The 13,370-nt window shown below is 63.5% G+C and carries 13 protein-coding genes; 8 read left to right on the top strand and 5 right to left on the bottom strand.

What is annotated here, in order from left to right; all coding sequences use genetic code 11:
* Positions 1-19: 19 nt before the first annotated feature.
* The 3 genes from A4R29_RS01065 to A4R29_RS01055 form a co-directional block, all read right to left on the bottom strand.
* The gene (locus A4R29_RS01065) at positions 20-1,258 is read right to left on the bottom strand and encodes an NAD(P)/FAD-dependent oxidoreductase (protein ID WP_063170989.1); all 1,239 of its coding nucleotides are present in this window, start codon (positions 1,256-1,258) and stop codon (positions 20-22) included.
* Entirely contained in the window at positions 1,255-1,569 is a 315-nt protein-coding gene (locus tag A4R29_RS01060) for a Rieske (2Fe-2S) protein (RefSeq protein WP_013528358.1), read from the bottom strand. The genes A4R29_RS01065 and A4R29_RS01060 overlap by 4 nt, the downstream gene beginning before the upstream one ends.
* Positions 1,570-1,657: 88 nt before the next feature.
* Complete coding sequence (locus A4R29_RS01055) at positions 1,658-2,749, bottom strand: fatty acid desaturase family protein (protein WP_024502008.1); 1,092 nt, start codon at positions 2,747-2,749, stop codon at positions 1,658-1,660.
* Positions 2,750-2,919: 170 nt separating this feature from the next.
* Here A4R29_RS01055 and A4R29_RS01050 point away from each other — a divergent pair, with 170 nt between their 5' ends.
* The 7 genes from A4R29_RS01050 (at position 2,920) to A4R29_RS01015 (ending at position 10,702) form a co-directional block, all read left to right on the top strand.
* Positions 2,920-3,951 (top strand): LacI family DNA-binding transcriptional regulator, encoded by a 1,032-nt coding sequence (locus tag A4R29_RS01050; protein ID WP_027161043.1) that lies wholly within the window; start codon positions 2,920-2,922, stop codon positions 3,949-3,951.
* Positions 3,952-4,250: 299 nt separating this feature from the next.
* The gene (locus A4R29_RS01045; RefSeq protein WP_024502009.1) at positions 4,251-5,192 is read left to right on the top strand and encodes a sugar ABC transporter substrate-binding protein; all 942 of its coding nucleotides are present in this window, start codon (positions 4,251-4,253) and stop codon (positions 5,190-5,192) included.
* Positions 5,193-5,306: 114 nt separating this feature from the next.
* The gene (locus tag A4R29_RS01040; protein ID WP_013528362.1) at positions 5,307-6,383 is read left to right on the top strand and encodes an ABC transporter permease; all 1,077 of its coding nucleotides are present in this window, start codon (positions 5,307-5,309) and stop codon (positions 6,381-6,383) included.
* 2 nt (positions 6,384-6,385) lie between these two features.
* Positions 6,386-7,153 carry an ATP-binding cassette domain-containing protein gene (locus A4R29_RS01035; protein ID WP_023810655.1) on the top strand — a complete coding sequence of 256 codons (768 nt, stop codon included), beginning with the start codon at positions 6,386-6,388 and terminating at the stop codon, positions 7,151-7,153.
* Between the two features lie 111 nt (positions 7,154-7,264).
* On the top strand, positions 7,265-8,260 hold the full coding sequence (gene iolG / locus A4R29_RS01030) for an inositol 2-dehydrogenase (RefSeq protein WP_013528364.1): 996 nt from the start codon (positions 7,265-7,267) through the stop codon (positions 8,258-8,260).
* Positions 8,261-8,294: 34 nt separating this feature from the next.
* Positions 8,295-9,089: an SDR family oxidoreductase gene (locus tag A4R29_RS01025; protein ID WP_013528365.1), complete on the top strand. Its 795-nt coding sequence runs from the start codon at positions 8,295-8,297 to the stop codon at positions 9,087-9,089.
* A gap of 521 nt (positions 9,090-9,610) precedes the next feature.
* On the top strand, positions 9,611-10,702 hold the full coding sequence (locus A4R29_RS01015; RefSeq protein ID WP_013528366.1) for a 3-deoxy-7-phosphoheptulonate synthase: 1,092 nt from the start codon (positions 9,611-9,613) through the stop codon (positions 10,700-10,702).
* Positions 10,703-10,736: 34 nt separating this feature from the next.
* On the opposite strand, the gene A4R29_RS01010 is transcribed toward A4R29_RS01015, so the two are convergent.
* Positions 10,737-11,372: a LysE family translocator gene (locus A4R29_RS01010; RefSeq protein ID WP_063170987.1), complete on the bottom strand. Its 636-nt coding sequence runs from the start codon at positions 11,370-11,372 to the stop codon at positions 10,737-10,739.
* Between the two features lie 129 nt (positions 11,373-11,501).
* On the opposite strand from A4R29_RS01010, the gene A4R29_RS01005 reads away from it, so the two are divergent.
* Positions 11,502-12,200 carry a helix-turn-helix transcriptional regulator gene (locus tag A4R29_RS01005; RefSeq protein WP_063170986.1) on the top strand — a complete coding sequence of 233 codons (699 nt, stop codon included), beginning with the start codon at positions 11,502-11,504 and terminating at the stop codon, positions 12,198-12,200.
* A 49-nt stretch (positions 12,201-12,249) separates the two neighbouring features.
* Here the strand turns inward: A4R29_RS01005 and A4R29_RS01000 are convergent, their stop codons facing one another.
* Complete coding sequence (locus A4R29_RS01000; protein ID WP_063170985.1) at positions 12,250-13,359, bottom strand: Gfo/Idh/MocA family protein; 1,110 nt, start codon at positions 13,357-13,359, stop codon at positions 12,250-12,252.
* Positions 13,360-13,370: the final 11 nt, after the last annotated feature.

Genomic DNA, 13,370 nt, shown 5'->3' with positions numbered 1-13,370 from the left:
AAAAAGGGGGAGCGTAGGCTCAGGCCGCCAACAACGACTTCAGCTTCACGTCCTGCGAGCCCAGCGCTTCCGGCGCCGGCTTGGCGCGCTTGGCGATCAGCATTTCGGCCAGCCTGATGTCGCGGGCGACCGCGTTGCCGGGGCCGATGCCGCTGGCCGCGACCAGCCTGCCGTCTTCAGCCAAATGGAAGAGGATGAAGGCGCCGTCGCCGAGATCGCGGCGCACGGTGTTTTTGCCCTCGTCGGAGAGCCCGGCGATCTGCAGGGACAGACCATATTGATCCGACCAGAACCACGGCACCGCCGCATGCGCCTCGCCGGCGCCGAGCATGTTCCTGGCCGCCAGCGCGCCCTGTTCCTGGGCGTTGCGCCAGGCTTCCAGCCGCACGCGGCGGCCGCCATAGACGGCGAGCGGAAACGAGCAGCAATCGCCGGCGGCAAAGATGTCGGGATCGCTGCTGCGCAGCTCGGCATCGACTGCAATGCCATTGTCGATCGTCAGCCCCGCTTCGGCCGCAAGCCCGGTCACCGGCACGGCGCCGATGCCGATGATCGCGAGGTCGGCTGATATCTCCCGTCCGCCGGCAAGGGTGACGCGAACCTCGTTGCCATCGTCGGCGATGGACGCGATGCCGTCGCCGCACAGGATGTCGACGCCCTCGGCGACATGCGCCTCATGGATGATTTCCGCGATCTCCGCCGGCACGCCGCGCATCAAGATGCGAGGCTGCGCCTCGATGACGGTGACCGCGGCACCGAGCTTGCGGGCCGCGGCGGCGAGTTCGAGGCCGATAAAGCCGCCGCCGATGATGGCGATACGGTTGCCGGGGGTGAGATGCGCGCGAATGGCGAGCGCATCAGCGAAGGTTCTGAGATAGACGCAGCGCGGGCCCAGGCCCGGCATCGGCAGCTTGCGCGGCGTCGAACCGGTTGCCAGCAGGAGCTTTTCGTAAGGCAGGACCGATCCGTCCGACAGGCGCACAGTATGCGCCGCGCGATCGATCGCGACGGCCTGGACGGAATGGACATGCCGGATCGATTTCTCGGCCAGAATTGCGTCGCTGGCGATCGCCTTGATCTCGGGCGCATCGCTGGCCATCGCCTCCTTGGACAGAGGCGGGCGCTCATAGGGCAGATGCGGCTCGTCGCCGACCAGCGTCACCGGCCCCTGATAATCGAGGTCGCGCAGCGCCAATGCCGCCCGCCCGCCGCATTCGCCGGCGCCGATGATGAGCATCCCCCCCGCCATGTCAGTCATCCGATCTGGATCAGGACTTTGCCGGCATCGACCTTGACCGGATAGGTCTTGAGATTGATGCAGACCGGGGCGCCGCGGGCGTCACCCGTCTTGTAGTTGAAGCGCCCATTGTGCTTGGGGCATTCGATGATGTCATCCATCACCAGCCCGTCGGCCAGGTGCACCTTTTCATGCGTACAAAGGCCGTCGGTGGCGAAGAACTCGTCGTCGGGGCTGCGATAGATGGCGAAGGTGCGGCCGCCATGGTCGAAGCGCATCACATCCTCCTCGTCTATGTCGCCGGTGGCGCAGGCCTCGACCCAGTCGCTCATTCAAGTCCTCCCAAAAGCAAAAAAGTGCGCAGCGGTTTTCCGTCCGGAATTGCGTTAAATAAACAGTCTGGATCGGATGGAAGCACGATCATTCCGCCGCGGCGGCGATAGTGTCGTTGTGGAATTCCTCGCGATATGGCCGTGCGGTCGGCGGCAGCTCGCGCTTGAGGAAATAGTCCTCGTTGCGCAGCTGGCGCAGGAAGACCGGGATCATCTCGCGGTAGCCGGCCAGGATCGACGGTGTCGGTTCCGGCAGATCGTGCTTGATCAGTTCGTGCAGCCTCGGCAGCGCATGATAGGGCACCATCGGAAACATGTGATGCTCGACATGGTAGTTCATGTTCCAGTAGATGAAGCGGCTGATCGGGTTCATGTAGACGGTGCGGCTGTTCAGCCTGTGGTCGGTGACATTGTCGGCCAGGCCGCCATGCTGCAGCAGCCCGACCATGACATGGTGCCAGGCGCCGTAGAGCCTGGGCAGGCCGACCAGCATCAGCGGCAGGAACGAACCGGTGTAGAGCGCCAGCCCGACGGTGGCGGCATAGATCGCCGTCCAGATGCGGGCGACGCGGATCGCCTTGGGCTGTTCCTGTTCGGGAATGAAGGTCTTTTCGGCGGCGCTGACGGTGCCGGCGGCGTTGCGCAGCATATCGCTCATCGCATGCCAGGCGTCGAGCACGCCGACGAAGCCCAGCATGGCGCGAACCAGATCCGGCGGCCGCATCACCGAGATTTCCGGGTCGCGGCCGACGATGATGGTGTCGGTGTGGTGGCGCGTGTGGCTCCAGCGCCAGGTCACCGGATTGCGCATGATCATGAAGCAGGCGATCTGATAGACCGCATCGTTCATCCATTGCGTGCGGAAGGCGGTGCCGTGACCGCATTCGTGCCAGCGTGAATCCGTCGAGGAGCCGTAGAGCACGCCATAGACGAAGAAGAACGGCACGCACCACCATGTGCCCCAGAGCCAGGCGCCGCCGGCGCCACTGACGATCAGGGCGGCGAACCAGATCGCCGTATCGCGGATCGCCGGCCCGTCGGAGCGCTGCATCAGCTCCTTCATCTGCTTGCGCGGTATGTCGGTGTGATACCACTCGGCCGCCGACAGGCCGGTCTCGACGGCGAGCTTGGCGTCGCGGCCGATCAGGCTGTAGTCACGCCGGGACGGCGCAGTGGACATGATTGCCTCCCTCGGCAAAGGCATCCGCCAGAGCGAATGCCATGAAATCCCTTGGCTTCGGGCGTCAAAGTAACGCCGACTGATGATAGACTCAACATCATAAAGATAGTTTCTATCATTTCCCATCAGGATGATGTACGAAGGGCTCGAGCAAACCCGACGAGGCAAGCATGGTGAAGCGGCCGACAATATCCGATCTGGCGCGCATCTCGGGCGTCAGTGTCGCCACCGTCGACCGCGTGCTGAACAACCGGCTGCCGGTGCGCGAAGAGACAGCGCGCCGCGTCTACGAGACCGCTACCGACATCGGCTACCACGCCGCCGGCCTTATCAAGCAGCGCATGCGCCAGGAGTTGCCGGAGTACCGCCTGGGCTTCCTGCTGCTGCGGGGCAATGATGCCTTCTACGGTGACTTCGCGCGGGAACTCGAACTGGCCATCTCTCAATCGCAGCGCTTCCGCGGCGTTGCGAGCATCGATTTCGCCAGCTCCCTGGCTCCCGACGAGATCGCCTCCCAGATGCGCAGGCTGGCGGCGAAATCGAGGGCCATCGCCGTGGTCGGTCCGGACCATCCGACCCTGACAGCGGTCGTGGAAACCTTGAAGGCGAGAGGGCAGCCGGTCTTTTCGGTGCTGTCCGATTTTGCCGCCGGCATCCGGGAGGGCTATATCGGCCTCGACAACCGCAAGGTCGGGCGCACCGCCGCATGGATGATCTCCAAGGCAGCCAAGCGGCCCGGTAAGGTCGCCCTCTTCGTCGGCAGCCACCGCTTCCACGGCCATGAGCTGCGCGAGATCGGCTTTCGCTCCTTCTTCCGCGAGCATGCGCCGGAGTTCAGCGTGCTTGAAACGCTGGTCAATCTGGAAGCCAACCAGGTGACCCATGACGCGATGATCGATCTTCTGGCGCGCTATCCGGATCTTGCCGGCTGCTACGTCGCCGGCGGTGGCATGGAAGGCGCGGTCTCGGCGCTGCGGGCAGCGAAGCCCGCGACCATGCCGGTGGTCGTCTGCAACGAGATCAACGCCGAGTCGCGCGCGGCGCTCGCCGACAACATCCTCACCATGGTGATCTCGACCCCGCTCGCCGCTTTATGCCGTGAGCTCGTCGACCTGATGGCGCATGCCATCGAAACCGGCGCCGCCAACGCTCCGGGCCAGACCTTTCTGCCCTTCGACATCTATCTGCCGGAAAACATCTAGCCAGCCGCCGCGCGAGGTGCCGAGGCAAATGATAGAATCCATCAGAGCGATGCGTAAATCGGCCCGCAAGCCGCGGAATCGCCCTTGACGCCCCGATGTGAAATGGAATAAATATTTCATCATCTGTATATTTTGGTTCTTTCGTTCCGGATATCTGTTTCAAACAGAGGGTTTGACGTTCCAGCCAACGGCAAGCGTCACCCGGAATAGAAACGACATCAGGGAGAGATTCCCCGGGGAGATCGGGGATTCCGGATAAATCGGTGAAACCGGACACCAATATGTGGAGGAGAAACACAATGAAGAAATTGATTTTAGGCGTCGCCTTCGCGGCGCTGATGAGTTCATCCGCCCTGGCCGCCAAGGTTGGCGTGTCGATGGCCAAGTTCGACGACAACTTCCTGACCGTGCTGCGCAACGGCATGATCGAGCAGGCCAAGGGCATGAGCGGCGTCGAGCTGCAGGTCGAGGACGCGCAGAACGACGTTGCCAAGCAGCTTGACCAGATCAAGAACTTCGCCGCTTCGGGCGTCGACGCCATCATCGTCAACCCGGTCGACACTTCGGCCACGCAGGCGATGTCGGATGCCGCCGCCGCAGCCAAGATCCCGCTGGTCTATGTCAACCGCGAGCCGGTCAATGTCGACACGCTGCCCGACAACCAGGCCTTCGTCGCCTCGAACGAAGCCGATTCCGGCACGCTCGAGACCAAGGAAGTCTGCCGCCTGTTCAAGGAAGCCGGCAAGAAGGAAGCCAATGTCTATGTGATCATGGGCGAGCTTTCCAACCAGGCCGCCGTGCAGCGCACCAAGGACATCGACGATGTGATCGCGACGCCGGATTGCAGCTTCATCAAGATCATCGACAAGCAGACGTCGAACTGGAACCGCGACGAGGCGCAGAACCTGATGACCAACTGGCTTTCGACCGGCAAGCCGTTCGATGGCGTCATCGCCAACAATGACGAAAGCGCCATCGGCGCCATCCAGGCGATGAAGGCCGGCAACATCGACATGAAGGCGGTTGTCGTCGGCGGCGTCGATGCCACCCAGGACGCGCTGGCGGCCATGCAGGCGGGCGACCTCGACGTAACTGTGTTCCAGGACGCGGCCGGCCAGGGCGCCGGCGCTCTCGATGCGGCGCTCAAGCTCTCCAAGGGCGAGAAGGTCGAGCACAAGGTCTACGTGCCCTTCCAGCTGGTGACGCCAGCCAACATCGACAAGTTCCTGAAGAAGAACTGAGCCGCCAGCGGTTCGATACGGAGCGGCGCTCTCGATCAAGACAGCGCCGCTCCCCTCTCTCCCTCAGCGCCGGCACGGCGCGAGGGCGACCGCGGCTGATGGAGGACAGAATACGTGGCACAGACATCTCATGGCGTCGGCGGCGTCGGTTATGATGCGAAGAAGCGCACATGGCCGGCCGAGTTCAATGTTTTCCTGGCCCTGGTCATTCTCGTCGTCATCTTCGAACTGATCGGCCGCATCTTTCTCGGCGACAGCTTCCTGTTCAACACACGCAGCGATGTCGGCGGCATCTTCAACGAAGCGCGCCTGCAGATCATCATCCTGCAGGTGTCGATCGTCGGCATCATCGCCATCGGCGTGACACAGGTCATCATCACCGGCGGCATCGACCTGTCCTCGGGCTCGATCGTCGGCGCGACCGCCATGATCGCCATGAGCTTCGCCCAGGTGGCGACGGTCAACGGCAACCCCAATCCCAAGGCGATGTTCCTGGCGCAGGGCTGGACCGACCTGCCTGTCATCGTGCCGCTGCTGGTGGCGATCGCCTGCGGCCTCTTCGCCGGCCTGGTCAATGGCGCGCTGATCGCCTACACGCGCATTCCGCCGTTCATCGCCACGCTCGGCATGATGGTGACCGCGCGCGGCATCGCCAAATGGTGGTCCAAGGGCCAGCCGATCTCGTTTCCCACCGAGAGTTTCGCCAGCATCGGCAAAGGCCTGATGCCGGTCGTCATCTTCCTGTCGCTGGCCATCCTGTTCCAGCTGATCATGACCTATACGAGGTACGGCAAGCACTGTTACGCGATCGGCTCCAACGAGGACGCGGCGCGCATGTCCGGCATCAAGATCGCCAATCACAAGATCCTGGTCTACGTCATCGCCGGCATTCTCGCCGCGCTCGCCGCCGTGGTGCTGAGCTCCAAGAACCTGACCGCGCAGTCCGGCATGGGCGTGATGTACGAACTCGACGCCATCGCCATGGCGGTCATCGGCGGGGTCTCGCTATCGGGCGGCCGCGGCTCGATCATCGGCACGGTGATCGGCTCGCTGATCTTCGGCGTCATCATCTCCGGCTTCACCTTCCTGCGCCTCGATGCCTACTACCAGGAGATGGTCAAGGGCGTGATCATCGTCGGTGCGGTGGTTCTCGACCAGTGGCGCCAACGCCTGCGGGCAATGAGGGCATGACCATGTCAGACATCGTCCTGAAGACCGAAAACCTGACCAAGCGCTATGGCGGCGTGCATGCGCTGGAAGGCGCGAACTTCGAGCTGCGCAAGGGCGAGCATGTCGCCATCATGGGCGACAACGGCGCCGGCAAATCGACCTTCGTGCGCCAGATCACCGGCGTCGAGCAGCGCACCAGCGGCCAGATCTGGTTCGACGGCAAGGAAGTGAACTTTGCCGGGCCGATCGAGGCCCGCACGGCGGGCATCGAGACCGTGTTCCAGAATCTGGCGCTGGCCGACGATCTCGACGTGCCGTCGAACCTGTTCCTCGGCCGCGAGAAGGTTTTGTTCAACCTCGGCCCGTTCTCGATCCTCGACCGCAAATACATGCGCAAGGCAACCGAGGCGGCGCTGGTCCGCACCGCGGTGAAGATCCCCAATCTGTCCAACACCATCCGCCACATGTCAGGCGGTCAGCGCCAGTGCGTGGCGATCGCCCGGACCGCGACCTTCGCCTCCAAGCTGATCATCATGGACGAGCCTACCGCCGCCCTTGGCGTGCAGGAGACCGCGCAGGTCGAAAACATCGTGCGTACGCTGAAGGACAATGGCGAGCCGCTGATCCTGATCAGCCACAATATGCGCCAGGTGTTCGATCTCTGCGACCGCATCGTCGTGTTCCGGCGCGGCCGCATCGTCGCCAATCTGCGCAAGGAGAACACCGACGGAAACGACATCGTCTCCTACATCACCGGCGCCAAGACCGGGGAGGCGGAACTCGCGGCCTAAAACAGGATGGTCATCCTGTTTTCTGGCGCGCTCGAAAAATAGCCTTGCCACCTTTCCCCAAAAGCAAGGTGCGGACAACTCTCTCCAACCCATTCCCCAGAGGAAATACCCATGACCGTTCGCTTCGCTCTCCTCGGTGCCGGCCGCATCGGCAAGGTCCACGCCCGTGCCGTCGGCTCCAACCCGCAGGCCAAACTGGTTGCGGTTGCCGATGCGTTCGAGAAGGCGGCGACCGAACTGGCCAGCGCCTATGGCGCGGAGGTGCGCAGCATCGAGGACATCGAGAAAGCCGGAGATATCGACGCCGTCATCATCTGCACGCCGACCGACACCCATGCCGATCTGATCGAGCGCTTCGCCAAGGCCGGCAAGGCGATCTTCTGCGAGAAGCCGATCGACCTTGACGTCAAGCGCGTCGAGAAATGCCTGGCCGTGGTCGAGAAGACCAAGGCGACGCTGATGGTCGGCTTCAACAGGCGCTTCGATCCGCACTTCGCCGCCGTGCGCAAGGCGATCGACGACGGCGCCATCGGCACCGTGGAGATGGTCACCATCACCTCGCGCGATCCCGGCGCGCCGCCGATCGACTACATTAAGCGTTCGGGCGGCATTTTTCGCGACATGACCATCCATGATTTCGACATGGCGCGCTTCCTGCTCGGCGAAGAGGTCGTGGCGGTCAGCGCCCATGCCTCGGTGCTGGTCGACAAGAAGATTGGTGATGCCGGCGATTTCGATAGCGTCAGTGTCATCCTCGAAACCGCTTCCGGCAAGCAGGCCGTCATCTCCAACTCGCGCCGCGCCACCTATGGCTACGACCAGCGCATCGAGGTGCATGGCTCGAAAGGCATGGTTGCCGCCGAGAACCAGCGCCCGGTGTCGATCGAACTGGCCAACGAGAAGGGCTATACCCGCCCGCCGCTGCACGACTTCTTCATGACCCGCTATCTCGACGCCTATGCCAATGAGATCGCTGCTTTCATCGCCGCAGCGACGTTAGGCAAGAAGGCCGCGCCGAGCGGCGCGGACGGACTGGTGGCGCTGAAACTGGCCGACGCAGCGCTGAAATCAGCAACGACCGGCAAGACTGTCCGTCTCGACAAGTAAGAGAACCCTTAGGAAAAACCACAGGAGCAGAGCGATGAGCGCATCAGCCGATCGCAATTCACAGACACGCGCCATCGTCACCGGCGGCGCGCAAGGCATTGGCTTTGCCGTCGCCGAAGCCTTGGCCGATGAAGGCTGCCGGGCACTGGCGCTCATCGGCCGCTCGCAGGAGAAGGGCGACAAGGCTGTCGCCCATTTCAAGAAAGCCGGCGTCGATGCCATTTTCATCAGCGCCGATGTGTCAAAAGTGGCGGACTGCAAGCGCGCGGTCGCCACCGCGATCTCGCATTTCGGCACCGTCAACGCGCTGGTCAACGCCGCCGCCACTTCGGCGCGCGGTTCGCTGGTCGAAACCTCCGAAGAGTTGTTCGATACGATTTTCGATACCAATGTGCGCGGCCCGTTCTTCCTGATGCAGGGCGTGGTGGCGCATCTCCTTGAGAAGAAGGCACCCGGCTCGATCGTCAACGTGCTGTCGATGTCGGCGCATACCGGCCAGTCGTTCCTGACGCCCTATTCGACCAGCAAGGGCGCGCTGATGACGCTGACCAAGAACGTGGCCAATGCCTATCGCTACAACCGCATCCGCTGCAATGCGGTGCTGCCCGGCTGGATGGATACGGAAGGCGAGGACATCGTGCAGAAGAAGTGGCACGACGCGCCGGACGACTGGCTGGCGAAGGCCGAAGCGACGCAGCCGATGGGCCAGTTGGTCAAGCCGGACCAGCTTGCCCGTCTGATCAGCTACATGGTCAGCCCGCAGTCCGGTGTCATGACCGGGTCGCTGGTCGACTATGACCAGAGCATTGCAGGGGCGTCACCGGAGTAACGCCGGCGAGTCTATCGGAAACGTCCATCGCTTCGTCATCCACGGGCGGAGCAAGGAGCGTAGCGACGCAGCGCAGACCCGAGGATCCATGCCGCGACTTCTGAGCGTTGCTGCGGTGCGGAATTCTGCTCCGCTGCACCATTCGGCCAAAGTCACGGAATGGATCCCAGGGTCTCCGCGACGGAGCTTCGCTCCTGCTCCGCCCAGGGAGGACGAAGTTTGGGTGCTTCGGCCATCCCGAATTGTCTCCGCATCAGGGCACGTGACAAGTGCCTCCGCATCGACTATATGAGCCTCATGATCAACCTGACCGCCACATATTGGTACTTTAGGAGCTCGCTGGCGGCGGGAGGATTGCGCTCGATCTGAAGATTGCAGCAACAAGATCCGAACAGCCGCCATACCTGGCGGCTTTTTTGTTTTCAGCCGGCAGGTTCCCTCTAAATCAAAGAGGAGCATGATGTCGTCCGAAAACCGCTTCACACTTTTCGGCATCATGCTCTCGACAGGAGCAGAAAGCCGTGTTGACCACCACAGACGACCTCCGGGTCAAGGAAATCCGAGAACTGAGCACACCGGACGAGGTGATGCGGGAGATACCGCGCACTTTGACGGCGACGCGCACCGTCAGCGCATCGCGCAACGCAACCCATGCCATCTTGAACGGGACCGACGACCGGCTGCTCGTCATCGTCGGCCCGTGTTCGATCCACGATCCGGTCGCGGCCGTCGACTACGCCAGCCGTCTGGCGGCGCTGCGCGAGAGCCTGTCGGACCGGCTGGAGATCGTGATGCGGGTCTATTTCGAAAAGCCGCGCACGACGGTCGGCTGGAAAGGCCTGATCAACGATCCCGACCTCGACGGCAGCTTCAACATCGACAAGGGGCTGCGGATGGCACGCAATGTGCTGTCGGCCGTCAACAATCTCGGCCTGCCGGCGGCGACCGAATTCCTCGACATGACCACCCCGCAATACATTGCCGACCTCGTCGCCTGGGGCGCGATCGGCGCGCGCACGACCGAGAGCCAGATCCACCGCGAACTGGCCTCGGGCCTCTCCTGCCCGGTCGGCTTCAAGAACGGCACCGACGGCAATCTGCGCATAGCCGCCGAGGCGGTGAAATCCGCCGCGCAGCCGCATCATTTCATGGCGGTGACCAAGGGCGGGCGCAGCGGCATCGCCACGACCACGGGCAATGAGGACTGCCACGTTATCCTGCGCGGCGGCGTTCAGCCGAACTATGACACGGCGAGCGTCGAAGCCGCCGCTGTGGAACTCGCCCGCATCGGCGTTGCGCCCCGTCTGATGATCGATGTCAGCCACGCCAACTCGGCCAAGAAGCCCGAGAACCAGCCCAAGGTGGCGGCAGATGTCGCCGGCCAGGTCGCGGCAGGCGACGAGCGCATCATCGGCCTGATGATCGAGAGCAATCTCGTCGCCGGCCGGCAGGACGTGGTGCCGGGCAAGCCGCTGGTCTATGGCCAGAGCATCACCGATGGCTGCATCGACTGGGCGACCACCGAGACGGTGCTGCACGGCCTTGCCGGCGCCGTCGAGTGGCGCCGCTCGGCACGCCGCGCCATGATCGACAACCGGCAGGGAGCTGCCTGACAGGGCATAGGGAAGTGGGCGGCGGTGACCGGGATTACGCCGCCCTTAATCCTTCCCATGCCGTGAACACCGACACGGCAAAGAGCAGCAGTCCGGCCGCCCGGCCGGCAAAAATGGTCGCCCGCGGATTGGCGATCAGAAGGTTGCGGCTGCGGCCGGCGGTGATAGCCAGCCCGCCATAGATCGCAGCCTGCGTCACCACGGTCAGCAGCCCCATGACCGTCGCCTGCATCCAGATCGGACCGTAGTCCGGTTTCAGGAACTGCGGGTAGACGGCAAGCACGAACAGGTATGCCTTCGGGTTGATCAGGCAGGTCACAAACCCCTGGCGAAACGCCTTCCATGCGGAACGGCTGCCGGCAGGCCCCTCCTGACCGACAGTGATGGAACTGCGCATCAGCGTGATGCCGATGAAGGCCATGTAGGCGGCGCCGGCAAGCAGAAGGGGCTTGAACAGGATCGGCACGAAATGCATCAGCAGGCCGACGCCGATGGCGCCGTTCAGCGTGTGCACCATGCCGCCGACCATGATGCCGCCGGTCGCGGCGAGACCCCTGTCGCGTCCGCCGGTCAGTGCATTGGCCAGCACGAAGAGCATATCCATGCCCGGAACGGCGATGATGCCGAACAGCAGGATAAAGAAAAGCCAGAGGTTTGCCGCGTAGTCCATGTCAGTTGCCTATCGCCTCGCCCGGCCAAGCCGCAGCGGAACCTGTTGATTTTCAATTCGATAGGCGCTCCTATAGGTCAGCCCAACTGACAATGGTGTGTCAGTTGGGCGTGCAACCTGGGGTAAAAAATGCGCAAGGCCTCACGCCTGTTCGAGATCATCCAGATCGTGCGGCTGGCGCGGCAGCCGGTGACGGCGGCGACGATTGCCGGACGGCTGGAAGTGACGGTGCGCTCGATCTATCGCGACATTGCCGCCCTGCAGGCGATGCGCGTGCCGATCGAGGGCGGGCGCGGCATCGGCTACATCCTGCGTCCCGGCTTCGACCTGCCGCCGCTGATGTTCTCGATCGAGGAGATGGAGGCGATCGTCCTGTCGCTGGCGCTGCTGGAGCGCACCGGCGACAGCGAGCTCAAGCAGGCGGCCAAGCGCGTCAGCGCCAAGATCGCCGGCGCGGTGCCGCCGCCCTTGCGCCAGGTATTCGACGCCAATGCGCTGCATGCGTGGGGGTTCGCCGCGCCTTCGACCGGCGCGATCGACCTTGCGCTGGTGCGACGCGCCATCCGCGACGAGGAAAAGCTCGACCTCTCCTATCGAGACGAAATGGGCCGCGCCTCCGAGCGCCTCATCCGCCCGATCGCGCTGATCTACTACGCCGAAACCGCCAACATCGTCGCCTGGTGCGAGCTGCGCCAGGCGATCCGCAATTTCCGCAGCGACCGGATCGCGGATTGCCAGGCGACCGGGTTACGCTTCAAGGGCGAAGGCGACCGCTTGCGGCAGGTCTGGGTCAACGGGTGGGAGACGAACGCTGCGGTTGGCGGCTGACGCGATTTCCCTTCTCCCCTTGTCAAGGGGAGAAGGGGAAGCAGCCGCTCTACCGCACGTCCACCCAGCGCTTTTCCTCGAACGAACGCGCCATCGCGTGCACGGTGCGCTCGATCTCCAGCCCTTCGGCAAACTCGATGAGCCGCGCCGGCTTGCCCTCAAGCCGCGTCAGCAATTCGTGGCACTCGATGATCTTGAGGTCGTTGAAGCCGAGGCCATGGCCTGGCGCCGGCACGAAGAGGTCATAGGGCTTGTGGTGCGGCGCCACCAGGATGGTGCGGTAGCCCTGTTCGGTCGGCCGGTCTGATGTGAGATAGAGCTGGAATTCGTTCGATCGTTCCTGGTCGAACAGGATCGACCCTTTCGAGCCGAATATCTGGACGGCGATGCGGCCCTTGCGGCCCCAGGCCGAGCGGTTGACCAGCAGCGTGCCGGCAATGCCGTTTTCCAGATGCATCAGCACGCTGGCGATGTCGTAGGTCTCCACCGCGCGACGACCGCCGCTGGCCAGCTTGCGATCGGCATAGGGTTTAGCCATGTCGCAGATGACACTGGCGACGCGGCCGAACAGGGCTGAGACCAGAGACAGCGGATGCACGGCGAAATCGTCGAGCGCGCCATAGCCGGAAGCTGCTTCGTGCTTCCAGAAGAACAGCGCTTCGGGGTCGGCCATGAAGTCCTCGTCCATCTCGATGCGCAGATGGTTGACCTCGCCGATGATCTTCTCTTCCAGCAGCGCGCCGATATGGCGGATGGCCGGGCTCTGGATGTAGTTGTAGCCGAGCGCCGCGACCTTGCCGGACTTTTTCGCCGCCGCCGCCATCGCCTCGGCCTCGGCAAAGCTCGGCGCCATCGGCTTTTCGCACCACAGATGCTTGCCTGCTTGAAGAACCGCGATGGCCATTTCTGGATGGAACTGGTTGGGCGTGGTCAGCGAGACGATGTCGACTTCGGGATCGTTGACGACGGCGCGCCAGTCGCCCGACGCCTTGGCGAAACCGAACTCGCCCGCCTTGCGCCGGGCAAGCTCTTCATTGACCTCGCCGAGATGGACCAGCCGTGGCTTGGCCACGTCGGGAAAGACGGCGCTGACGGCACTCCATGCGATGGCGTGACACTTGCCCATGAAACCCGTACCGATGAGACCGACGCCGACCATTTTCCGTTTCT

Source organism: Mesorhizobium ciceri biovar biserrulae, from assembly GCF_001618845.1.
GTDB classification, from domain to species: Bacteria; Pseudomonadota; Alphaproteobacteria; order Rhizobiales; family Rhizobiaceae; genus Mesorhizobium; species Mesorhizobium ciceri.
The sequence above is the reverse complement of the archived record's forward strand: the minus strand, read 5'-3'. Positions and strand labels throughout refer to the sequence as shown.